Origin of the sequence: Mesorhizobium sp. M0923, assembly GCF_040319365.1 — a bacterium.
In the GTDB taxonomy this organism is placed as follows: Bacteria; Pseudomonadota; Alphaproteobacteria; order Rhizobiales; family Rhizobiaceae; genus Mesorhizobium.
The window spans coordinates 285,433-305,061 of sequence record NZ_JAMYNW010000001.1; the positions used below are offsets into that span (position 1 = coordinate 285,433).

The following is a 19,629-nucleotide window of genomic DNA, read 5'->3' on the forward strand; positions in this document are numbered from 1 at the left end:
CCCTATTTAGCGAGGGCGGCGCGGGTCTGATCAGTTCCGCCGCCGCGCACCATGGTGACGAAGCGGACCTGCTCTTCAGGTGTATCCTTGAAGACGCCGGTGAAGGTCGAGGTCAGCGTGGTGGAGCCCTGTTTGCGGATGCCGCGCATGGCCATGCACATATGCTCGGCCTCGAGCATGACGGCGACGCCGCGCGGATTGAGCACGTCCTGGATGACGCCGGCAATCTGCGCAGTCATCGCTTCCTGGGTCTGCAGGCGGTGGGCAAAGATGTCGACGACGCGCGCGATCTTGGACAGGCCGACAACCTTGCCGTCAGGCAGATAGCCGACATGCGCCTTGCCGATGATCGGCACCATGTGATGCTCGCAATGCGAGTGGAACGTGATGTCCTTGACTATGACGAGGTCGTCATAGCCGGCGACTTCCTCGAAGGTGCGGCCAAGCTCCTCGGCCGGGCACATATCGTAGCCGTTGAACATTTCGCGGAACGCCTTGGTGACGCGCTTCGGCGTGTCGATCAGGCCCTCGCGCTCAGGATTGTCGCCGGTCCAGCGCAACAAGGTGCGCACCGCGGCTTCGACTTCGGCCTCACTCGGCCGGTCGGTGACCGGCTTTTCCATATAGGCCGACTGCGGCATGAGTTTCTTGATAACGGCGTCCATAAAGGCGTCTCCCGTAGTTCCTCTCTCAGGAGGAACGAGTTGAACGGACCACGACCTTTCGGGTGTTAGAAACTCGCCCGGTTTCCAGCCCGTAAGTGGCGTGAACAGATTTGGGCAGGACGAGACTTGCGGTCGCCTTGTCGATACCCGACTACGACCATTATATATGTTCGTGCCGAGCGAAAGGAAGACGCCAGAGCGGCAATCGCTGTTCGCTGGGCGGCGACGGATTGGAAAAATATGATCGACGATGTCTACAATGCGAAAATTCTGGGTTTTGCCGGAAATATCGCACGGATCGGTCGGCTCGACCGGCCCGACGCAACCGCACGAGCACATTCCAAGCTGTGCGGCTCGACAGTGACCGTCGATCTGAAGATGGATGACGGCGTCGTCAGCGATTTCGCGCATGACGTGAAGGCCTGTGCGCTTGGCCAGGCGTCGTCTTCGATCATGGCGCAGCATGTCGTCGGCGCCAGCGCGGAAGAACTGCGCAGCGTGCGCGAGACGATGCTAAAAATGCTGAAGGAAAATGGCCCGCCGCCCGAAGGCCGCTTCGCCGACCTGAAATACCTGGAACCGGTGCGCGACTACAAGGCGCGCCACGCCTCGACCATGCTGACCTTCGACGCGGTGGTCGATGCGATCGGCCAGATCGAGAAGAAGCGGGCGGAACAGGCGGCCTAAACCTCGGCAAGAAAACGCCGGCTTTCGGCGAATTCCGCCCGGACCCAGTCGGCAAAAGCCCTGGCAGGCTCGGAAAGGTCATTCAGTCTTCTGGCCACCAGCCAATAGGCGCCGGACGCAACGTCGATGTCGAAAGGCTTGACCAGCGCGCCGGACGCAAGTTCTTCGCCGATCTGCAAAAGATCGCCCAGTGCGACACCATGTCCAAGCAAGGCTGCCTGTTTCGAAAGCGAGGCATCCGCCAGCATCGGTCCACGCGCAGGCACGGCTTCAGGGGTCACGCCGGCCGCTTCGAACCAGCGCGTCCAAGCCTGACGGTTTTCTTCGTGCAGCAATGTATAGCGACCAAGGTCGATCGGTTTTTCCAGAGCTGGCCCGGACGCAAGAAGCGCCGGCGACAGAACCGGTGAATCGACGACCGAGGCAAGCTGTTCGGCTTCGCTGCGTGGCCATGAAGTGGCGTGTGCACTGAAGCGTAGAGCAAGTTCAGGCTGATCGCTGCGGAACTCTATCAACCTCGGGTCGACCTCAAGGGAAACGTCGATATCGGGTCGCAACTGGCGAAATCGGTTGAGCCGCGGCACCAGCCATACGGATGCAAGCGACGGCTCGACGCTGACACGGACCACGGACTGCGTCGGGGCCGCCGTCAATTCCGAAAGCAGCCTGTCGATGCCCCCGAAACTTCTGACCAACTGGTCGAGCAGCCGCCGGCCGGTGTCGGTCAATTCGACGCGGCGATGATGGCGGAAGAACAAAGGTTGGCGCAGGAATGTTTCGAGCTCGCGGATCTGGCGGCTGATCGCCGCCTGCGAAACATAAAGCTCCTCGGCCGCACGGCTGAAGCTCAGGTGACGACCGGCTGCTTCGAAGCTTCTAAGAGCCGTCAGGGGGAGGCGTCCGCGCTTCATTCGCATAACTCAGAGTTATCTGACGTCGACGTTATACTCGTTTGAAGAGCAAGGCCAGCGGCGCTCTAATCGGTGCTCAAAGGAGTGCTGCCATGATCCAGTTTCTCAACATCCTGAGCGATGTCGTGCGGATCGCGACATTTCAATGGCATGACGAGAAACCGCATGGCGACTGGTGCGAGGGGAGGCCGCCGACCAGCGTCGCCGCATGTCGGAAGCCGACGCCCGACCGGTACCCGGTTCGCCGTTCGAGGCAGTGACGGGATTGCCGGAACGGCATTGCGTTCCCGGCCCGATGCGCACATCTATCCTGAAGGGAATCGCGACGCGGAGACTGTGGTGGTCGGCCAACATCGGCATGCGCACGGCGCCAGGCCGATTCGACAAGGACGCAACTGGCCCGGCCCGTGGCGCAAGACGCCGGGCCGCGTCTTCGGCACGTCGCTCGTCCGGCTCTACCAGCTGACGCTGTCCGGCTTTGTGGGCAATTCCTGCCGGCATCTGCCGACCTGTTCCGAATACGCGCACGAAGCGATCGCCCGGCATGGACTATGGGCCGGCGGCTGGATGGGATTCTTTCGCGTGCTGCGCTGCGGGCCGTTAGGGACGCATGGCATCGACCGCGTGCCCGAAACCCTGGCTGAGCGCTATGTCTGGTTTGCGCCGTGGCGGTACTGGCGGATCGGGAAAAAACGTGGCGACCTAGACAGTTGACCGCAACTGTTCGTTACACAACCGCACCGCTGTTTACGATCTGGTAGGGTTAACCGCAGCTTGCGCGGACATAGCGCATTTAAGACAAAATCGAGACAAGACGCCTCGCTAAGCCGCTCCTGATACCCTTCAGGAGAGATTGCCAAATGCGCCGGATAGATCGTCTTCCCTTCGTTTTCGCCGTGGTTCTCTATGTCCTGGCGTGGCTGTTGGGCTTTCCGATCCGTGCGCAATCGGCGCCTCTCGGGGACGTCGAATGCACGCTGATCGTCGACGCCGCGAGCGGCGAGACGCTGTACCGGCAAGGGGTTTGCGATCAGCGCGTCAGCCCCGCCTCGACATTCAAGATTCCGCTGGCGCTGATCGGCTATGACGCCGGAATCCTGGGCGACGAGCATACACCGAATTGGGAGTACAAAGCGGAGTTCAACGCGCCGAAACGGGACCGCAAGACCGTCGACCCGACGATCTGGGAAAGGGATTCGGTCCTTTGGTTCTCACGCGAGATCACGCGCCGGCTCGGCAGCAAACAGTTTGCCGGCTATGTGTCCAGATTGGACTATGGCAACACCGACGTCTCCGGCAATTCCGGCAAGAATGACGGCCTCACCCATTCCTGGGTGAATTCTTCGCTCGAGATATCGCCGGTCGAGCAGGTCGATTTCCTGCGCAAGCTGCTGGCGCGGAATCTGCCGGTCTCGGACAAGGCCCATGCGATGACCAATGCGATTGTCCCGACCTTCCGGGCGGGCGGCTGGACGGTGCAGGGCAAGACCGGGACGACCAGGCTTGGCGACGATGCCGACAAGCGCTCGCTTGGCTGGTTTGTTGGCTGGGCGCAGAAGCATGCTCGCAAGATCGTCTTTGCCTGCCTCGTAGTCGATACGAAACGTTCCGACACGCCGAAGGGGCTCAAGACGCGGGCGATGTTCCTGAAAGAGCTGTCGAATCTCCTCGGGTGACCTAAATCCGGCTTTACGGCGCCGAAAACTGCCCATAAAAGACCGCTCGCCGCCGGACGCATCCGGCTCTTACTTGATGTAAGTCGCAACCCCAAAATCGCTACGCAGTTTTGGGCGACGTGCATTTTACCACCCGCGCTCGTTTGCGGGACTGGATAGGAGAATTTAATGCTGAATTCCGTTTCCCTGACATTTCCCGATGGCTCCGTCCGCGACTACGACGCGGCGATGACCGGCGCCGGCCTGGCGGAATCGATCTCGAAGTCGCTGGCCAAGAAGGCCGTTGCCTACAGCATCGACGGCACGTTGCGCGACCTTTCCGACCCGATCGGCAAATCAGGCAAGCTCGAAATCATCACCCGCGAGGATCCGCGTGCGCTGGAGCTCATCCGCCATGATGCCGCGCACGTGCTGGCCGAAGCCGTGCAGGAACTTTGGCCGGGAACGCAGGTGACCATCGGGCCGGTGATCGAGAACGGATTCTACTACGACTTCGCCCGCAACGAGCCGTTCACGCCCGACGATTTCCCGGTGATCGAGAAGAAGATGCGCGAGATCATTGCGCGCAACAAGCCGTTCACCAAAGAGGTGTGGTCGCGTGAAAAGGCGAAAAGGATCTTTGCCGACAAGGGCGAGCGCTACAAGCTCGAGCTGATCGACGCCATCGCCGAGGATCAGGATCTCAAGATCTATGCGCAGGGCGACTGGTTCGACCTTTGCCGCGGTCCGCACATGGCCTCGACCGGCCAGATCGGCAACGCCTTCAAGCTGATGAAGGTCGCCGGCGCCTATTGGCGCGGCGATAGCAACAACCCGATGCTGACGCGCATCTACGGCACGGCCTGGGCCGACGAGGCGCAGCTCGAAGCCTATCAGACGATGCTGGAGGAAGCCGAGAAGCGCGACCACAGGAAGCTCGGCCGTGAGATGGACCTGTTCCATTTCCAGGAGGAGGGCCCCGGGGTCGTGTTCTGGCACGCCAAGGGCTGGAGGATGTTCCAGAACCTGGTCAATTACATGCGCCGCCGCCTGGACGAGCAGGGCTACCAGGAGGTCAACGCGCCGCAGGTGCTCGACAAGAGCCTGTGGGAGACCTCAGGCCACTGGGGCTGGTACCGGGACAACATGTTCAAGGTGACGGTCGCCGGCGACGACACCGACGACGACCGGGTGTTTGCGCTGAAGCCGATGAACTGCCCCGGCCACGTCCAAATCTTCAAACACGGGCTGAAGTCCTACCGCGATCTGCCGGTAAAACTTGCGGAATTCGGCAATGTGCATCGCTATGAGCCGTCCGGCGCACTGCACGGGCTGATGCGGGTGCGCGGCTTTACCCAGGACGATGCCCACATCTTCTGCACCGAGGAACAGCTCGCCGACGAGTGCATCAAGATCAACGACCTGATCCTGTCGACCTATGCCGATTTCGGCTTCGACGAAATCACGGTCAAGCTGGCGACCCGCCCCGAAAAACGGGTCGGCACCGACGCGATGTGGGATCACGCCGAGGGCGTGCTGCAGGACGTGCTCGACAAGATCGCGGCGCGGTCGGGCAACCGGATCAAGACGGGCGTAAATCCGGGCGAGGGCACGTTCTACGGGCCGAAGTTCGAATATGTGCTGAAGGACGCCATCGGCCGCGACTGGCAATGCGGCACCACGCAGGTCGACTTCAACCTGCCGGAACGGTTCGGCGCCTTCTACATCGGCTCCGATTCGGAAAAGAAGCAGCCGGTGATGGTGCATCGCGCCATCTGCGGTTCGATGGAGCGTTTTCTCGGCATCCTGATCGAGAATTATTCCGGCCATTTCCCGCTCTGGTTCGCGCCGCTGCAGGTGGTGGTGGCGACGATCACTTCCGATGCCGACGATTACGCGCGAAAAGTCGTTGCGCAGCTGAAGGCGGCCGGGCTGATCGCCGAAACCGACCTGCGCAACGAGAAGATCAACTACAAGGTCCGCGAGCACAGCCTTGCCAAGGTGCCGGTCATCGTCGTTTGCGGCAAGCGCGAGGCTGAGGAAGAAACGGTCAATGTCCGCCGTCTCGGGTCGCGCGACCAGGAATCGCTTGGCCTCGCGGCCGCCGTGAAACTGCTTTCCGACGAGGCGGTGACACCCGACCGCAAGCGCCGCGCGGCCTGAGCCGGCCAATCAGCAACGAAATGGCGGTGGATCGCTCCACCGCCATTTTCATATGCTTGTCACGCCAATTGTGTAGCGAGCCCCATGCTCAAGCTGAAGATGCGCGAAAGACCGTTTCCCGAGCTCTCCTATGCCGGTCCGCATCAGCCGGCGCTGACGCGCTGGTTCATCCACTCGGTCGAAGGCCTGTCGGGACGTGATCGCTTCGCCGCACTCTATGATTTCTGGCGCCGGCAAGTGGTGCCGAACGGAGAGCGCGTGTTCAGCCGCATGCTGGAGCTGATCGACGTCCGGGTGCGGACCGCCGGTCAATGGCCGCCGGCAAACCTGCCCGACACGCCGCTGGTGATTGTTGCCAACCATCCGTTCGGCATCGGCGACGGTATTGCCGTGCTGTCGCTGGCGGAGCAGCTCGGCCGACCGTTCCGCGTCATGATCCACAGGGATCTGCTCAAGATCCGCGAGATGGAGCCCTATTCGCTGCCGATCGACTTTTCCGAGACCAAGGACGCGCTGAAGAACAACATGGCGGTCCGCCATGAAGCGGTGCGGCTGCTCAAGGAGGGCGTCACCATCGTCGTCTTTCCGGCGGGAGGTGTCGCCACCGCGCCGAAGGGGTTTGGCCGGGCACGCGATCTGCCGTGGAAGGTGTTTCCGGCCCGTCTCGTTCAGGACGCAAAGGCGTCGGTCATCCCATTGCATTTTTCGGGCCAGAACGGCCGGCTGTTCCATCTGGTCAGCGGACCGATGAACATGGCCGAACGCTACGGGCGTGTGGCGAAATTCGTCGGCAAGGCCTCGCTGACACTGCGCACATCGCTGCTCATCCGTGAATTTGCGCGGCTCTCCGGCAAATCGATCGACGTGCGCGTCGGCGACGTGCTGGGGTGGGACGAACTGGAGCCGCTGCGAGACCGCAAGGCCTTGCTCGACCGCCTTCAGCGCGGCGTCTTCGATCTGGCGCCGGCCGAGACGACTGGCCGCGTGCCGTTGCTGGCGCGACGCATGCGCAAAGCAGCCTAGAGGGGGCGCGGCTTAGTCGGCGCCTTCCTCGGAATCGATGGCCGAAGCTTCGGTTGCCAGGACTTCGATGTCCTGATTGTGTCCGGCCACCACCGTAAAATCCTTCTGGTAGATGCGGTCGCGGTTTTTGGCGATGATGGTGTAGTCGCCCTCGGCCAGCACCATCGAGGCAAAGGCGCCGACGGTCTCCTTGATCGGGTCGCCGGACTCGTTCAGCAGCGACCAGGAGGTGTCGGCGATCGCCTCGCCGCCCGGCTCGCGCACCAGCTTCATGGTCATCTCGGCGGCACGATGCTCGACCGTCGCTTCGGTCAGCTTGCCGGCCTCGACGCGGATGTCGGAGCGGATGACCGCGTTCACAGCGCCATAGGTCGAAACAACGTGGTAGGTGCCGGCATTGAGCCGCACGACGCTGTTCGGCTCGACATCGGGTATGATCAGCGCGCGATCGCCATCGGCCGCGGCGTGGCTCTCATAAATCGAGAAGCGCAGCTTCTTCGGCGGTATGCGCACCCCTCCCGACAGCACGGCATCAAGCTTGAGGCCGCCGGCATCGAGCACGAGGCTCTCACGCTTGGCTTCCTTGCCGACGGTGATGCGCTTGGTGGCGCCGGCCCGCCCGTAGGAGGCATGGACCAGATAGGAACCCGGCTCGAGCTGGAATACGGCGGTGCCGCCATGAGCGGAGGCGACCATCGGCAGCTTGCCGTCGCTGGCCGATTCGGGCTTGAAGACGCGCCAGACGATGCCGCGCGTGATGTCGGCACCCTTGTCGGTCAATTGCGCCGACAGCGTGATCGCCCCGCTGCTGCCCAATGCCAGCGATGTCTCGCTTTTCGGAGGCGCATAGCCCGAAATTCCGGGAAGTTTCAGATCACTGAGGCCGTCTACATTCTGGGCGGCGGCAAGCGAAACCGGCACCATCAACAGTGCGGCAGCGAGCCATATCAGGAAAAGACGCAATGTCCCCTCAAACATGCCTTGCGTTGAAGCCCAATGCGGTGGCAATTTCAAGGCTTAAGAGTCCGGTCGGCTTCCTGCTAGAGGGCTCTTTGTCCGGCGCGTCGCGCCAATGCCCCGAGCCGCCCGATATCCCGATGGCGCGCTTCAGCTCAAATTCCAGGAGACTTGCGCCCATGGCGTCGCCGATCATCGATTTTCTGCTGACCCGAAATTCCGCGCCGATCCCGGATTTGAAAGAGCCGGCACCGGGCGATGCGGAGATCGCGACCATGATCGCCGCCGCCTCGCGGGTGCCGGATCATGGCCGGCTGGAGCCCTGGCGTTTCATCCTCTATCGCGGCGAGGCTCGCGTCGAGATCGGCAAGGAGTTGGCAGCACTTGCCGAACAGCGCGAAGGGCCGTTGCCGGAAGGCCGCCGCAACCAGGAATTGGCACGCTTTTCGCGGGCGCCTCTGGTCATCGGCGTGATCTCGATCCCCAGGGAAAATCCAAAGATCCCGCAATGGGAGATGTTCTTGTCCGGCGGCATGGCTGCGATGAACCTGCTGCTTGCCGCCAATGCGCTGGGCTACGGTACCAACATGATCAGCAACTGGTATTCCGACGTGCCAGAGGGCAGGGCGATCCTCGGTCTGGCGCCGCATGAGCGGGTCGTCGGTTTTGTCCATATCGGCTCCTATCAGGGGCCAGCGCCGGAGCGGCCACGGCCCGATCCGGCAAAGCTCTACGCCGACTATTCGGGGCCGTGGGTGGGATAATTTTCGACCCGGAACCAGACCCTAAGCGTCAAGCCCCGCTGCCCTGGCTCGCGCCAGGAGCCGCTCGGCGAGCTTGAGATGCGGCCGGTCGTACATCTTGCCGTCGATGCCGACGACGCCGGGGTTTCCCGCCGCCTTGAATGCCTCGACGATCGCCAGCGAATTTTTCACCGCTTGCGCCGAAGGCGTGAAGGCGGCGTTGATGACCGGCACCTGCGCCGGATGGATCGCCATCTTGCCGGTGAAGCCGTCGCTCTCGGCCTCGGCGCATTCGGCCTCGAAGCCGGCCATGTCGCGAAAATCCGGAAAGACGGTGTCGATCGCCGCGACTTCCGCGGCATTCGCCGCAAGCAGGGTCATGGTGCGGGCGAAGCGGAATACATCCGTGTAGCGGCCATTCGCGTCGCGCGTCGAGCGCGCGCCGATTGCCGCCGACAGATCTTCCGCGCCCCAGGTGACGCCGACAAGCCGCGCGCTTGCCTTGGCGTAGGTCACGGCGGCCAGAACGCCGGCGGCCGTTTCTGTGATGATCGGCAGGATCTTTATCGCGCCGTCCGGCAGGCCGCTTTCAGCTTCGTGCACCCTGAGCTTGGCCGAGAGATGCTGGACATCCAGTCCGCTGTTCGACTTAGGCAGCATGATGCCGTCGGGCTTCACTGGCACGAGCGCCGCCAGATCGTCGTCGGTCAGTCCGGTCGAAAGGTCATTGACGCGCACATAGATCGCGGAGTTGGTTCGGTGCCTGTGCCCGGCGAGGAAACGCGCCGCTGTGTCGCGCGCCAGCCCCTTGTTTTGCGAGGCAATCGAGTCCTCGAGATCGACGATGACCATGTCGGCGCCCGCGCCAAAGCCCTTCTCCAGCTTCTTTTCCGAATCGCCGGGAACGAAGAGCAGGGAACGCATCGGCTATGCCTTTTTCATCATCATGGCTTGCCTCGTGCATCTGGCAACCAGCACGTCGTTCTGGTTATAAGCGCGGTGCTCGAACTCGACGATACCGCGGTCCTGTTTCGACCTGGAATCGCGCACCGAAACCACCGTGGTCTCGACGCGAATCGTGTCGCCATGGAAGACGGGGTGCGGAAACACCGTCTCCTTCATGCCGAGATTAGCGATGGTGGTGCCGACGGTGATGTCGTTGACCGAGATGCCGATCATCAGGCCAAGCGTGAACAGCGAATTGACCAGGGGCTTGCCCCATTCGCTCTTGGCGGCGAAGTCGAAATCGATGTGCAGCGGTTGCGGGTTCAGCGTCATCACCGAAAACAGCATGTTGTCGCTTTCGGTCACGGTCTTGCGCAGCGTGTGCTTGAACACATGGCCGACAACGAACTCCTCAAGGTAAAGGCCGGCCATGGTCTGTCTCCTCCACTGCTTAAGGGTTGATAGGCGTTGCATACCGGGCCCGCAAGCCAGTTAACGAACATGGTGAACCGTTCGTAAACCATTTGTGCCTACGGTCTCGACAGGCGCCAGAAGCGTTCTGGCAAAGGGCGTAAGCAGGCGACATGGTCGTTTCGCATTTCCTGAAATGGATCCACACGGCAAAGGTGTCGGAGCGTGCTGCGGCGGCAAGCGCGCTGGCTCGCGCCTATGTCGACTCGGACCTGCCTTTCGAGGACCGCTGCGCTGCCGAGGCGGCGCTGACGTTGCTGCTCGATGACGCATCGTCGAAGGTGCGGCTGGCGATCGCCGACGCGCTTTCCATGAGCCATCATGCGCCGCCGCAGATCGTCAGCGCGCTGGCTTCGGACCAGCCCGAGGTGGCCGCTTTGGTACTGGCGCGCTCGCCGCTGCTTACCGATTCCGACCTGATTGATCGGGTTGCCGGCGGCCAGAAAGCGACGCAGAAGGTGATCGCCGACCGGCCGCGCGTCTCGATGTCGGTTGCGGCGGCGATCGCCGAGGTCGGTGAGCCGGAAGCCTGCACCACGCTGCTCGCCAATAGCGGCGCCGACATCGCATCCGTCAGCTTTCGCCGCATGGCCGAGCGTCACGGCCATCTGCCTCTGGTGCGCGAGGCGCTGATCGCCGACATCCGGCTGCCCGCCGACTGCCGGCATATGCTGCTGGTCAAGCTAGGGGAGATGCTCAAGGGGTCGCCATTGGTGCTGGCGCTGATGGGCGCCGCCAGGGCCGAGCGCATCACGCGCGATGCTTGCGTCAAGGCTTCGGTGACACTGATCGAAGGCACGCGGGCGGAGGAACATACCGCACTTGTCGAACATCTGCGCCTGCGCGGCGACCTGACCGCAAGCTTCGTCATCCGCACCATCGCGCACGGCAAGGTCGACTTCTTTGGTTCGGCGCTGGTCGCGCTCAGCCAGCAGCCCGAGCAACGGGTGAGGGCGCTGCTGGCCAGCGGGCATGACATAGCGTTGCAGGCACTGTTCCGCAGCGCCGGGCTTGCCGCCGCCACCCACGCCATCATCCTGCGCGCGCTGAAGGTCTGGCGTGAGGTCGCCAATGGCAAACGCCTCGCCGGCGTCCAGGAAGTCAGCTGGCTGATGCTGAAGGAATTGGGCGGACAGTCCGCCGAAGGCGATCTCGCCAGGCTGGTCAAATCGATCCATCTCGATGCGCTGCGCGAGAACGCACGCGGGCACGCGCTGGCGATCGCGGCTGCTTAAAGCAATTCCAGGAAAAGCGTGAAACGGTTTTCCGACTTGCGTCAAAAAATAAAAAACTGAGCGGTTCGGCGTTTCCGTGAAACGCTGAACCGTTCCAGGCGTCATCCTTCGCGAAAAATCCGGAAAAGTCTTGCGCACAGTGACAGCCGCCGTCCGCGGCTCGCCTAGCAGAAGACGCTCAGATATCCAGCACTTCCGTCGCGGCGAATTCCGCGCGTTCCTGGATGAAGCGGAAGCGGGCCTCGGGCTTGGTGCCCATCAATGCGTCGACCGCATCCTTGGTCGCCGCCTCGGCGTCGATGACGTCCACCCTGAGCAGCGTGCGCTTTCTCGGGTCCATGGTGGTTTCTTTGAGCTGGGCGGCCATCATTTCGCCCAGCCCCTTGAAGCGGCCGATTTCGACTTTGCCGCGCCCGGTGAATTCGGTGCGCAGAAGTTCGTCCTTGTGCGCATCGTCGCGGGCATAGGCGACCTTGCCGCCTTGCCGGATCGAGTAGAGCGGCGGCACCGCCAGATAGAGATGGCCGCCGCGGACCAGGCTCGGCATCTCCTGGTAGAAGAAGGTGATCAGCAGCGAAGCGATATGGGCGCCATCGACGTCGGCGTCGGTCATGATGATGACCCGGTCGTAACGCAGGTCCTCGTCGCGGTATCTCGAGCGCGTGCCGCAGCCCAAGGCCTGGATCAGGTCGGATATCTGCTGGTTGCCGGCCAGCTTGTCGTTACCGGCGCTGGCGACGTTGAGGATCTTGCCGCGGAGCGGCAGCACCGCCTGGCTGGCGCGGTCGCGCGCCTGCTTTGCCGAACCGCCAGCCGAATCGCCCTCGACGATGAACAGCTCGGCGCCGGCCGCTGCATTCTGCGTGCAATCGGCGAGCTTGCCGGGCAGGCGCAGCCTGCGCACGGCGCTCTTGCGCGACACTTCCTTTTCCTGGCGGCGGCGCACCCGCTCGTCGGCACGCGCGATCACCCATTCGAGCAGTTTCGAAGCTTCCTGCGGATTGTCGGCCAGCCAATGGTCGAACGGGTCGCGGATGGCGCTTTCGACGATGCGGATCGCCTCGATCGTCGCCAGCCTGTCCTTGGTCTGGCCGACGAATTCCGGTTCGCGGATGAACACCGACAGCATGCCCACCGCCGAGATCATCACATCCTCGGATGTGACGATCGAAGCGCGCTTGTTGCCGACCAGGTCGGCATAAGCGCGCAAGCCGCGCGTCAGAACGTTGCGGAAGCCGGCCTCGTGCGTGCCGCCTTCAGCTGTCGGAATGGTGTTGCAATAGGAATTTATAAAACCGTCGCCGCCGAACCAGGTCACCGCCCATTCGAGCGAGCCGTGACCGCCCTGCTTCTCGCTCTTGCCGGCGAACATTTCACGGGTCACCTGGAATTCGTCGCCGAGCGAGGCTTTCAGATAGTCCTTGAGGCCGCCCGGAAAATGGAATTCTGCCTTGGCCGGCGTCGTGTCCTTTTCCTTGATCAGCGAGGGATCGCAGGTCCAGCGGATTTCGACACCGCCGAACAGATAGGCTTTTGACCGCGCCATGCGGTAGAGCCGCGCCGGCTCGAACGCAGCACCCTTGCCGAAAATCTGCTCGTCTGGATGGAAGCGGATCTTCGTGCCGCGCCGGTTGTGCACCTCGCCGAGCTGCTCCAGGCCGGTCACCGGAACGCCTCGCGAGAAGCGCTGGCGATAGAGCTTGCGCCCAATCGCAACCTCGACCTCGAGATGGTCGGACAGCGCGTTGACCACGGAAACGCCGACACCGTGCAGGCCTCCCGAGGTCTCGTAGACCTTGCTGTCGAACTTGCCGCCTGAATGCAGCGTGGTCATGATGAGTTCGAGCGCCGGCTTCTTGAATTTCGGGTGCGGATCGACCGGAATGCCGCGGCCGTTGTCGGTTACAGACAGGTATCCGTCGGCGGAAAGCTCGACATCGATGAAGGTAGCATGGCCGGCGACCGCCTCGTCCATCGAATTGTCGATGACCTCGGCGAACAGATGGTGCATCGCCTTGTCGTCGGTGCCGCCAATGTACATGCCCGGGCGGCGGCGCACCGGCTCCAGCCCCTCCAGCACCTCGATATCGGCGGCACTATAGCTCTCGCTGGCATCGCGGGGCGCCGGCCGCTTCGCCGCCTGCACCAGCGGGTCGGCCGGGCGCGCGGCGCGAGCCGGTTGCGGCTGCTTGCCCAAATTGCCGAAAAGATCGTTATTGTCGTCCATGCCGGTCCTGGATTCCGATGCTGCGAATCACCACCCGATACTGCCACGCTTTTTGCGGGCAGGCGACGGAGGTTCCTGTTACGTTCGAGGATAGAGCCTCTTACTGCAAAACCATTCGACAACCAAGCGGCGGAAATGGGGTCGAAGCTTGGAGCATCGACGCTTTGTAAACCTTGTCCGAAGGTTACGCCGCAAGATTGGCTGAAAAACGATATCCGCGGACTGTCGCTGACCTAGAATGCAGCGAAACCCTCAAGAGGCTGTCGCTTAAGCATGTTGGATTACAGTTCGCTCCTGCTCGCAGCGGCGCTGTCGGGCACGTGCCTCAGCATCACCATGTTTGCGATCTGGTTCACCGCGCCACAGGCACGCTTTGTGCTGACGGTGGCGTGCGGCATTCTCGTGCTCGTCGCCCATGTGGTCTTGTTTTGGCATTACACAAGAGATCCAAGCCCCTGGCTTTGCCAGATCGTGCTTGCTCTTCTCAGCCTCGGCTTCCTGATTATCTGCCTGTCGGCCATGCAATATCTCAGCATGCGCGACTATAGGCGCGCCATCTTGCCGACCTTGGCTGCGATGGCTGTTTGCGCGGGCGCGACGTATCTCGGGTTTGATGGTGTCGGCTTCATTGTCACCTACGCGACGGTAACGGCGCTACTCTCGCTTATCGGGGCGATGTTCTGGATTGAGGGTGGTCATGATCGCCGGATATTGCTGGTCGTATCGTTCCTGAGCGGCGTCTGTGCGCTGTCGTTCGGACTTTGCGGCGCGGTCCTGCTGGTCAAGGGCCAGTGGGTGCTCGGCGTAGCACCGGACAATTGGGCCGAGCGGGTGAATTCCGTCGTAGCCGTCGCCTGCATGACCGGGCTTGGCGCATTAACGCTCTCCCTGCACCATTTGCAGGCGCAGATCGAATTGAAGGCCGAGACGATGACCGATCCATTGACCGGGCTGATGAACCGGCGGGCGTTAACGGCACTCTACGGCGAGCGGGTCTTCGGTCCGTTTATGTCCGTCGCCATGTTCGACCTCGACCATTTCAAAAGGACGAACGACGTATTCGGTCATCCGGTCGGCGACCAGGTCCTGCGCCGCTTTGCCGCCGTCATCAGGAAATACGCCAGAACCGGCGTCGACGCCTTCCGGCTGGGCGGCGAGGAATTCGTGCTCGTCATGTCGCGGATGACGGAAGAAAAGGCCTATGACATTGCGAGCAAGATCAGCGTCGCCTTCGGTACGGAAGTCGTGGCCACCCAGCTTGGTCCGTTGCGAAGCACAGTCAGCGGCGGCATCGGCTTTGGTGGGACGAGCGGCACCGGTCTCGATGATGTGCTGGCCGAAGCCGACGCCGCGCTCTATGCGGCAAAGCGCGCCGGGCGAAATCGCGTCATCGCCCGGGACAGGGCGAGCAAGGCCGACGGGCCGGCCTTGCGTTCTGCCTGATTGAGGCTTCTATCTTCTTGTTAGACCATGATCTTGTCCGAAAACCGGATTCCACTCTTCGGGATCATGGTCTACTCCGCCGCACCCAGATATTCCGACAGCGGCGGGCAGGAGCAGACCAGGTTGCGGTCGCCAGCGACGTTGTCGATGCGTGACACCGGTGGCCAGTATTTTGCCGCCGTATCGGCATCGCCGGCGGGGTAGGCCGCTTCCAGGCGCGAATAGGGATGGGTCCACTGGCCGGCCAACGCCTCGGCGGCGGTATGTGGCGCATTGACCAGAGGATTGTCGGCCAAGGGCCATTCGCCCTTCGCCACCTTGGCTGCCTCGCCGGCTATGGCGATCATGGCTTCGCAGAAACGATCCAGCTCGCGCTTGGGCTCGGATTCGGTCGGCTCGACCATCAGCGTGCCGGCCACCGGGAACGACATGGTCGGCGCGTGGAAGCCATAGTCGATCAGCCGCTTGGCGATATCGTCGACGCTGATGCCGGCGCTGTCCTTGAGCACGCGGGTGTCGAGGATGCATTCATGCGCAACGCGTCCGTTGCGCCCCTTGTAAAGCAGGGGGAAATGCTCGCCAAGCCGCGTCGCCACGTAGTTGGCGGAGATGATCGCCGTCTCGGTCGCCTGCTTCAGGCCGGAAGCGCCCATCATGCGGATATACATCCAGGTGATCGGCAGGATCGAGGCGCTGCCGAACGGTGCCGCCGCCACGGCATGGGCCGAGCCTTCGGTGACGTGTCCGGGCAGATATGGCTTCAGATGCGCCTTGACGCCGATCGGGCCGACGCCGGGGCCGCCGCCGCCATGTGGAATGCAGAAGGTCTTGTGCAGGTTCATGTGGCAGACATCGGCACCGATATCGCCGGGACGGGCGAGGCCGACCAGAGCGTTGAGATTGGCGCCGTCGAAATAGACCTGGCCGCCATGGCTGTGGACGAGCGCACAGAGGTCGCGGGCGCCTTCCTCGAAAACACCATGCGTCGAAGGATAGGTGAACATCAGCGCCGCGAGGTCTTTTGCATGCTCGGCCGCCTTGGCCTGCAAGTCTTCCATGTCGATATTGCCGTCCTCGGTGCAGCGCACGACGACGACACTCATGCCGGCCATGGCCGCACTTGCCGGATTGGTGCCATGCGCCGAGGACGGGATCAGGCAGACGGTGCGATGGCCTTCGCCACGCGACAAATGATAGCCGCGAATGGCGAGCAGCCCTGCATATTCGCCCTGGCTGCCGGCATTGGGCTGCAGGGTCACCGCGTCGAAGCCGGTGATCTCCGCCAGCCAGCCTTCCAGCTCGTCGATCATGGCGCGATAGCCTACCGAATGGCTCGCCGGGGCAAAGGGATGCAGGTTGGCGACATCGGGCCAGCTTACCGGCATCATTTCGGCGGCGGCGTTGAGCTTCATGGTGCAGGAGCCGAGCGGGATCATGGCGCGGTCGAGCGCCAGGTCCTTGTCGGACAGCCGGCGCAAGAAGCGCATCATGTCGGTTTCCGAGTGGTTTTCGCGGAAGACGGGCTGGGTGAGGAACTCCTTGCCGCGCGGTTTTCCTGGCATGGAACTGCCGGCGGCAACGCCGGCCTTGGCGCCGAAAAGTGCTGCGATCGCCTCCAGATCGGCCTCGGTGGAGGTCTCGTCAAAGCTGATGCCGACATGGTCGGCGTCGATGACACGCAGCAGCCGGCCGGTCTTCTCGGCGGCGGCGGCAAGTGCGGCGGCTCTGCCCTTCAGTTCCACGGTCACCGTGTCGAAGCGGCTTCCGCCGAGCACCGAAACGCCTGCTGCCTTGAGGCCGGCAGCCAGGCGGTTGGCCAGCGTGTGGACGCGGCCGGCAATCGCCTGCAGCCCGGCAGGGCCATGCCAGATCGCATAGGCCGTCGCCATGTTGGCGAGCAGCGCCTGTGCGGTGCAGATGTTGGAGGTCGCCTTGTCGCGGCGGATATGCTGCTCGCGTGTCTGCAAGGCCAGGCGATATCCGGGACGGCCCTTGCTGTCCGTCGACTGGCCAACGAGCCGGCCGGGCATCAGCCGCGTCAGCCTGTCGGACACGGCGCAATAGGCGGCGTGCGGCCCGCCAAAGCCCATCGGCACGCCAAAACGCTGCATCGGGCCGACGGCGATGTCGGCGCCAAGCCTGGCTGGCGCGTCGGTCAGCGTCAGGCCCAACGGATCGGCAATGAAGACGACCAGCGCGCCGGCAGCGCGGGCCTTGTCGATCGCTGCCTTGTGATTGCCATAGACGCCGAATGTATCGGGCCAGGAGACCAGCAGGGCGGCGGTGTTGTCGTCGATCACCTCGCCGTCGACCTCGATGCCGAGCGGTTCGGCGCGGGTGCGAACGACGTCCAGCGTCTGCGGGTGCGGCGTGCCGGCCAGTGCCACCTTGGTGCGCTTGTCGCGATGATGGCGCAGCCCAATGCCGACCGCTTCGGCCACCGCCGTCGCCTCGTCGAGCAGCGAGGCCGACGCCACCGGCAAGCCGGTCAGCTCGGTGACCAGCGTCTGGAAGTTGAACAGCATTTCCAGCCGGCCCTGGCTGATCTCGGCTTGGTAAGGCGTGTAAGCCGTATACCAGGCCGGGTTCTCGAACAGGTTGCGCTGGATCACCGGCGGCACGTGGACGCCATGATAGCCGGTACCGATGAAGCTCTTCAGCACCGTGTTCTTTGCCATCGTCGCCGCGAGCTCGGTCAGCGCTTCCGCTTCGCTTGCAGCGGCGGGCAAGGCCAATGGACGGTCGAGCCGGATCGACTTCGGCACTGCCTGGCTGATCAGCGTCTCGACCGAGGGAACGCCGATCGTGGCCAGCATGGCTCTGACGTCTTGGAGGCCCGGGCCGATATGGCGAGCCGAGAAGGGGTAGGGTGCTGCGGTCATCTTGCTGGTCCTGCTATCAACCAATATGGGCTTTGTAAGCGGCTTCATCGAGGAGGCCGTCGAGCTGGCTCTCATTGGCCAGCTTCATCTTCCACAGCCAGCCGTCGCCGGTTGCCGCCGAATTGACGAGCGAAGGATCGGCCGACAGCGCGGTGTTGGCTTCGGTGATCTCGCCGTCGACCGGTGCGTAGACGTCCGATGCCGCCTTGACCGATTCGACCACCACGGCCGTATCGCCCTTGGCCAGCTTTTTCCCTGGCTCAGGCAGTTCGACGAAGACGAGGTCACCGAGCTGCTGCTGCGCGTAATCGGTGATGCCGACGGTGGCGATGCCGCCCTCGACGCGAAGCCATTCGTGATCTTCGGTGAAATAGGTCTTTGCCATTGAAATCATCCTTTGCGGTAGCGATGGGGCGTGAAGGGCAAGGGGTGGATGTCGACCGGGATTTTCGTCCCGCGGACATCGGCGAACAGTCTTGTGCCGGGCTTGGCAAGCGGCGTCCGGACGTAGCCCATTGCCACCGGATGACCGGCCGAGGGGCCGAAGCCGCCTGAGGTGACATGGCCGGCAGGGTTGCCGTCGGCGTCGAAAAGGGCAGCACCGGCGCGCACCGGCTGGCGGCCGTCCGGCTTCAGGCCGACGCGTTTTTGCGCCGGGCCGCGCTCCAGGATGGCGCGCAATGCATCGGCGCCGATGAACGCGCCAGAGGCGCGAACCTCCTTGGGGATGGCCCACATCAGCCCGGCGCTGGCCGGATCGATCTCCGGCGTGATGTCCAGCCCGTGCAGGCACAGTCCTGCTTCGAGCCGCAGGCTGTCGCGGGCGGCAAGGCCGATCCACATCACTCGCTCGTCCTCGAGCAACCTGGTGACGAGGGTTCGCGCGTCCGCTTCCGGCAGGCCGATCTCGAAACCGTCTTCGCCGGTATAGCCCGACCGGCTCATGAACCAGTTTTCGCGCGGCTCGATGCCGTGCATGAACACCAGCGAACCGGTCTCGATGCCGGCGCGGGAAAGGGCAGCCCATGCCTCGGGGCCCTGGATGGCCAGGAAGACGCGGTCGAGTGCGTCCACCTTCACGTCGAAATCCTCGGCAAGTTCACGCAGATGCTTTTCGTCGGCGGCGGCGTTGCCGGCATTGGCGACCATCATGAAGCGCTCGACGCCGAGCCTGGTGACGATCAGATCGTCGAGTATTCCGGCGGCCTCATTGAGGAAGAACGTGTATTTGGAGTGGGAAACCTGAAGCGCGCCGGCATCGAACGGGCAGGCGCGGTTCAGAAGCGCTGCTGCGCCCGGGCCGCTGATTTCGAACAGCTTCATGTGCGAGATGTCGAACAGGCCGGCATGCTCGCGGCTGTGAAGATGCTCCTTCATCACGCCGGCCGGATAGGTCAGCGGCATCGACCAGCCGGCGAAGGCGCCGAAGCGCGCACCGGCTGCCATGTGCAGATCTTCGAGGGGAAGGTGTTTGGTGTCGTCGCCCGTCATGTCATCTCCAGAGTCGCACGCAAGCGGTCGCGAATGGCGACCAGTCCGTGCCCCTCTGTCTGAAGCCTGAGAGACTCGCGCCCCGTAACTCTGTCGGCAGCGCTTACACCTTCGGCGCGGGGGCAAGCCCC

Annotated in this window: 19 protein-coding genes; 9 read left to right on the plus strand and 10 right to left on the minus strand. The window is 63.2% G+C overall.

What is annotated here, in order from left to right:
* Nucleotides 1–2: 2 nt before the first annotated feature.
* Nucleotides 3–665 (minus strand): GTP cyclohydrolase I FolE, encoded by a 663-nt coding sequence (folE, locus tag NKH89_RS01365; RefSeq protein ID WP_352482163.1) that lies wholly within the window; start codon nt 663–665, stop codon nt 3–5.
* A 240-nt stretch (nt 666–905) separates the two neighbouring features.
* Here folE and NKH89_RS01370 point away from each other — a divergent pair, with 240 nt between their 5' ends.
* Entirely contained in the window at nt 906–1,352 is a 447-nt protein-coding gene (locus tag NKH89_RS01370; protein ID WP_023720146.1) for an iron-sulfur cluster assembly scaffold protein, read from the plus strand.
* Here NKH89_RS01370 and NKH89_RS01375 read toward each other — a convergent pair.
* The gene (locus NKH89_RS01375; protein WP_023720145.1) at nt 1,349–2,263 is read right to left on the minus strand and encodes a LysR substrate-binding domain-containing protein; all 915 of its coding nucleotides are present in this window, start codon (nt 2,261–2,263) and stop codon (nt 1,349–1,351) included. The genes NKH89_RS01370 and NKH89_RS01375 overlap by 4 nt on opposite strands.
* Nucleotides 2,264–2,355: 92 nt before the next feature.
* Between NKH89_RS01375 and NKH89_RS01380 the strand changes: the two genes are divergently transcribed.
* The 5 genes from NKH89_RS01380 (at nt 2,356) to NKH89_RS01400 (ending at nt 7,104) form a co-directional block, all read left to right on the plus strand.
* Nucleotides 2,356–2,523, plus strand: a complete 168-nt coding sequence (locus NKH89_RS01380) for a hypothetical protein (protein WP_352482166.1) — start codon at nt 2,356–2,358, stop codon at nt 2,521–2,523.
* Nucleotides 2,524–2,602: 79 nt separating this feature from the next.
* A complete protein-coding gene (gene yidD / locus NKH89_RS01385; protein ID WP_031194332.1) occupies nt 2,603–2,977 on the plus strand; it encodes a membrane protein insertion efficiency factor YidD in 375 nt (124 codons plus the stop codon).
* A gap of 146 nt (nt 2,978–3,123) precedes the next feature.
* On the plus strand, nt 3,124–3,939 hold the full coding sequence (gene blaOXA, locus NKH89_RS01390; RefSeq protein WP_352640621.1) for a class D beta-lactamase: 816 nt from the start codon (nt 3,124–3,126) through the stop codon (nt 3,937–3,939).
* A gap of 168 nt (nt 3,940–4,107) precedes the next feature.
* Complete coding sequence (gene thrS / locus NKH89_RS01395) at nt 4,108–6,081, plus strand: threonine--tRNA ligase (protein ID WP_352908334.1); 1,974 nt, start codon at nt 4,108–4,110, stop codon at nt 6,079–6,081.
* A gap of 84 nt (nt 6,082–6,165) precedes the next feature.
* The gene (locus NKH89_RS01400) at nt 6,166–7,104 is read left to right on the plus strand and encodes a lysophospholipid acyltransferase family protein (RefSeq protein ID WP_352908335.1); all 939 of its coding nucleotides are present in this window, start codon (nt 6,166–6,168) and stop codon (nt 7,102–7,104) included.
* A 12-nt stretch (nt 7,105–7,116) separates the two neighbouring features.
* Here NKH89_RS01400 and NKH89_RS01405 read toward each other — a convergent pair whose 3' ends face one another.
* Nucleotides 7,117–8,082: an RgsD C-terminal domain-containing protein gene (locus tag NKH89_RS01405; RefSeq protein ID WP_023720140.1), complete on the minus strand. Its 966-nt coding sequence runs from the start codon at nt 8,080–8,082 to the stop codon at nt 7,117–7,119.
* The gene (locus tag NKH89_RS01410; RefSeq protein WP_352495373.1) at nt 8,075–8,257 is read right to left on the minus strand and encodes a hypothetical protein; all 183 of its coding nucleotides are present in this window, start codon (nt 8,255–8,257) and stop codon (nt 8,075–8,077) included. Before NKH89_RS01410 ends, NKH89_RS01405 begins: the two co-directional genes overlap by 8 nt.
* On the opposite strand from NKH89_RS01410, the gene NKH89_RS01415 reads away from it, so the two are divergent.
* Nucleotides 8,241–8,825, plus strand: a complete 585-nt coding sequence (locus NKH89_RS01415) for a nitroreductase family protein (RefSeq protein ID WP_352495372.1) — start codon at nt 8,241–8,243, stop codon at nt 8,823–8,825. The genes NKH89_RS01410 and NKH89_RS01415 overlap by 17 nt on opposite strands.
* A gap of 21 nt (nt 8,826–8,846) precedes the next feature.
* Here the strand turns inward: NKH89_RS01415 and NKH89_RS01420 are convergent, their stop codons facing one another.
* Both NKH89_RS01420 and NKH89_RS01425 read right to left on the minus strand, forming a co-directional pair.
* Entirely contained in the window at nt 8,847–9,728 is an 882-nt protein-coding gene (locus tag NKH89_RS01420) for an HpcH/HpaI aldolase/citrate lyase family protein (RefSeq protein WP_352855410.1), read from the minus strand.
* 3 nt (nt 9,729–9,731) lie between these two features.
* Nucleotides 9,732–10,181 carry a MaoC family dehydratase gene (locus NKH89_RS01425; RefSeq protein ID WP_352482171.1) on the minus strand — a complete coding sequence of 150 codons (450 nt, stop codon included), beginning with the start codon at nt 10,179–10,181 and terminating at the stop codon, nt 9,732–9,734.
* 152 nt (nt 10,182–10,333) lie between these two features.
* Here NKH89_RS01425 and NKH89_RS01430 point away from each other — a divergent pair, with 152 nt between their 5' ends.
* Nucleotides 10,334–11,455 (plus strand): DUF2336 domain-containing protein, encoded by a 1,122-nt coding sequence (locus NKH89_RS01430; RefSeq protein ID WP_352844210.1) that lies wholly within the window; start codon nt 10,334–10,336, stop codon nt 11,453–11,455.
* A gap of 178 nt (nt 11,456–11,633) precedes the next feature.
* Here the strand turns inward: NKH89_RS01430 and parE are convergent, their stop codons facing one another.
* A complete protein-coding gene (gene parE, locus NKH89_RS01435) occupies nt 11,634–13,682 on the minus strand; it encodes a DNA topoisomerase IV subunit B (RefSeq protein ID WP_352908336.1) in 2,049 nt (682 codons plus the stop codon).
* A gap of 273 nt (nt 13,683–13,955) precedes the next feature.
* Between parE and NKH89_RS01440 the strand changes: the two genes are divergently transcribed.
* On the plus strand, nt 13,956–15,125 hold the full coding sequence (locus NKH89_RS01440; protein WP_023720133.1) for a GGDEF domain-containing protein: 1,170 nt from the start codon (nt 13,956–13,958) through the stop codon (nt 15,123–15,125).
* 71 nt (nt 15,126–15,196) lie between these two features.
* Here the strand turns inward: NKH89_RS01440 and gcvP are convergent, their stop codons facing one another.
* Genes gcvP through gcvT form a run of 3 tightly spaced genes read right to left on the minus strand, consistent with a single transcriptional unit; the run spans nt 15,197 to nt 19,498 of the window.
* A complete protein-coding gene (gcvP, locus tag NKH89_RS01445) occupies nt 15,197–18,007 on the minus strand; it encodes an aminomethyl-transferring glycine dehydrogenase (RefSeq protein ID WP_352908337.1) in 2,811 nt (936 codons plus the stop codon).
* Between the two features lie 16 nt (nt 18,008–18,023).
* Nucleotides 18,024–18,392 (minus strand): glycine cleavage system protein GcvH, encoded by a 369-nt coding sequence (gene gcvH / locus NKH89_RS01450; protein WP_352482176.1) that lies wholly within the window; start codon nt 18,390–18,392, stop codon nt 18,024–18,026.
* A 5-nt stretch (nt 18,393–18,397) separates the two neighbouring features.
* Nucleotides 18,398–19,498 (minus strand): glycine cleavage system aminomethyltransferase GcvT, encoded by a 1,101-nt coding sequence (gcvT, locus tag NKH89_RS01455; protein ID WP_352908338.1) that lies wholly within the window; start codon nt 19,496–19,498, stop codon nt 18,398–18,400.
* Between the last annotated feature and the right edge of the window lie 131 nt (nt 19,499–19,629).

Bases quoted from the DNA above. Each gene is read 5' to 3' on its own strand.
- folE (WP_352482163.1), bottom strand. From the start codon at position 665: ATGGACGCCGTTATCAAGAAACTCATGCCGCAGTCGGCCTATATGGAA.
- NKH89_RS01370 (WP_023720146.1), top strand. From the start codon at position 906: ATGATCGACGATGTCTACAATGCGAAAATTCTGGGTTTTGCCGGAAAT.
- NKH89_RS01375 (WP_023720145.1), bottom strand. From the start codon at position 2,263: ATGAAGCGCGGACGCCTCCCCCTGACGGCTCTTAGAAGCTTCGAAGCA.
- NKH89_RS01380 (WP_352482166.1), top strand. From the start codon at position 2,356: ATGATCCAGTTTCTCAACATCCTGAGCGATGTCGTGCGGATCGCGACA.
- blaOXA (WP_352640621.1), top strand. From the start codon at position 3,124: ATGCGCCGGATAGATCGTCTTCCCTTCGTTTTCGCCGTGGTTCTCTAT.
- thrS (WP_352908334.1), top strand. From the start codon at position 4,108: ATGCTGAATTCCGTTTCCCTGACATTTCCCGATGGCTCCGTCCGCGAC.
- NKH89_RS01400 (WP_352908335.1), top strand. From the start codon at position 6,166: ATGCTCAAGCTGAAGATGCGCGAAAGACCGTTTCCCGAGCTCTCCTAT.
- NKH89_RS01405 (WP_023720140.1), bottom strand. From the start codon at position 8,082: ATGTTTGAGGGGACATTGCGTCTTTTCCTGATATGGCTCGCTGCCGCA.
- NKH89_RS01415 (WP_352495372.1), top strand. From the start codon at position 8,241: ATGGCGTCGCCGATCATCGATTTTCTGCTGACCCGAAATTCCGCGCCG.
- NKH89_RS01410 (WP_352495373.1), bottom strand. From the start codon at position 8,257: ATGATCGGCGACGCCATGGGCGCAAGTCTCCTGGAATTTGAGCTGAAG.
- NKH89_RS01420 (WP_352855410.1), bottom strand. From the start codon at position 9,728: ATGCGTTCCCTGCTCTTCGTTCCCGGCGATTCGGAAAAGAAGCTGGAG.
- NKH89_RS01425 (WP_352482171.1), bottom strand. From the start codon at position 10,181: ATGGCCGGCCTTTACCTTGAGGAGTTCGTTGTCGGCCATGTGTTCAAG.
- NKH89_RS01430 (WP_352844210.1), top strand. From the start codon at position 10,334: ATGGTCGTTTCGCATTTCCTGAAATGGATCCACACGGCAAAGGTGTCG.
- parE (WP_352908336.1), bottom strand. From the start codon at position 13,682: ATGGACGACAATAACGATCTTTTCGGCAATTTGGGCAAGCAGCCGCAA.
- NKH89_RS01440 (WP_023720133.1), top strand. From the start codon at position 13,956: ATGTTGGATTACAGTTCGCTCCTGCTCGCAGCGGCGCTGTCGGGCACG.
- gcvP (WP_352908337.1), bottom strand. From the start codon at position 18,007: ATGACCGCAGCACCCTACCCCTTCTCGGCTCGCCATATCGGCCCGGGC.
- gcvH (WP_352482176.1), bottom strand. From the start codon at position 18,392: ATGGCAAAGACCTATTTCACCGAAGATCACGAATGGCTTCGCGTCGAG.
- gcvT (WP_352908338.1), bottom strand. From the start codon at position 19,498: ATGACGGGCGACGACACCAAACACCTTCCCCTCGAAGATCTGCACATG.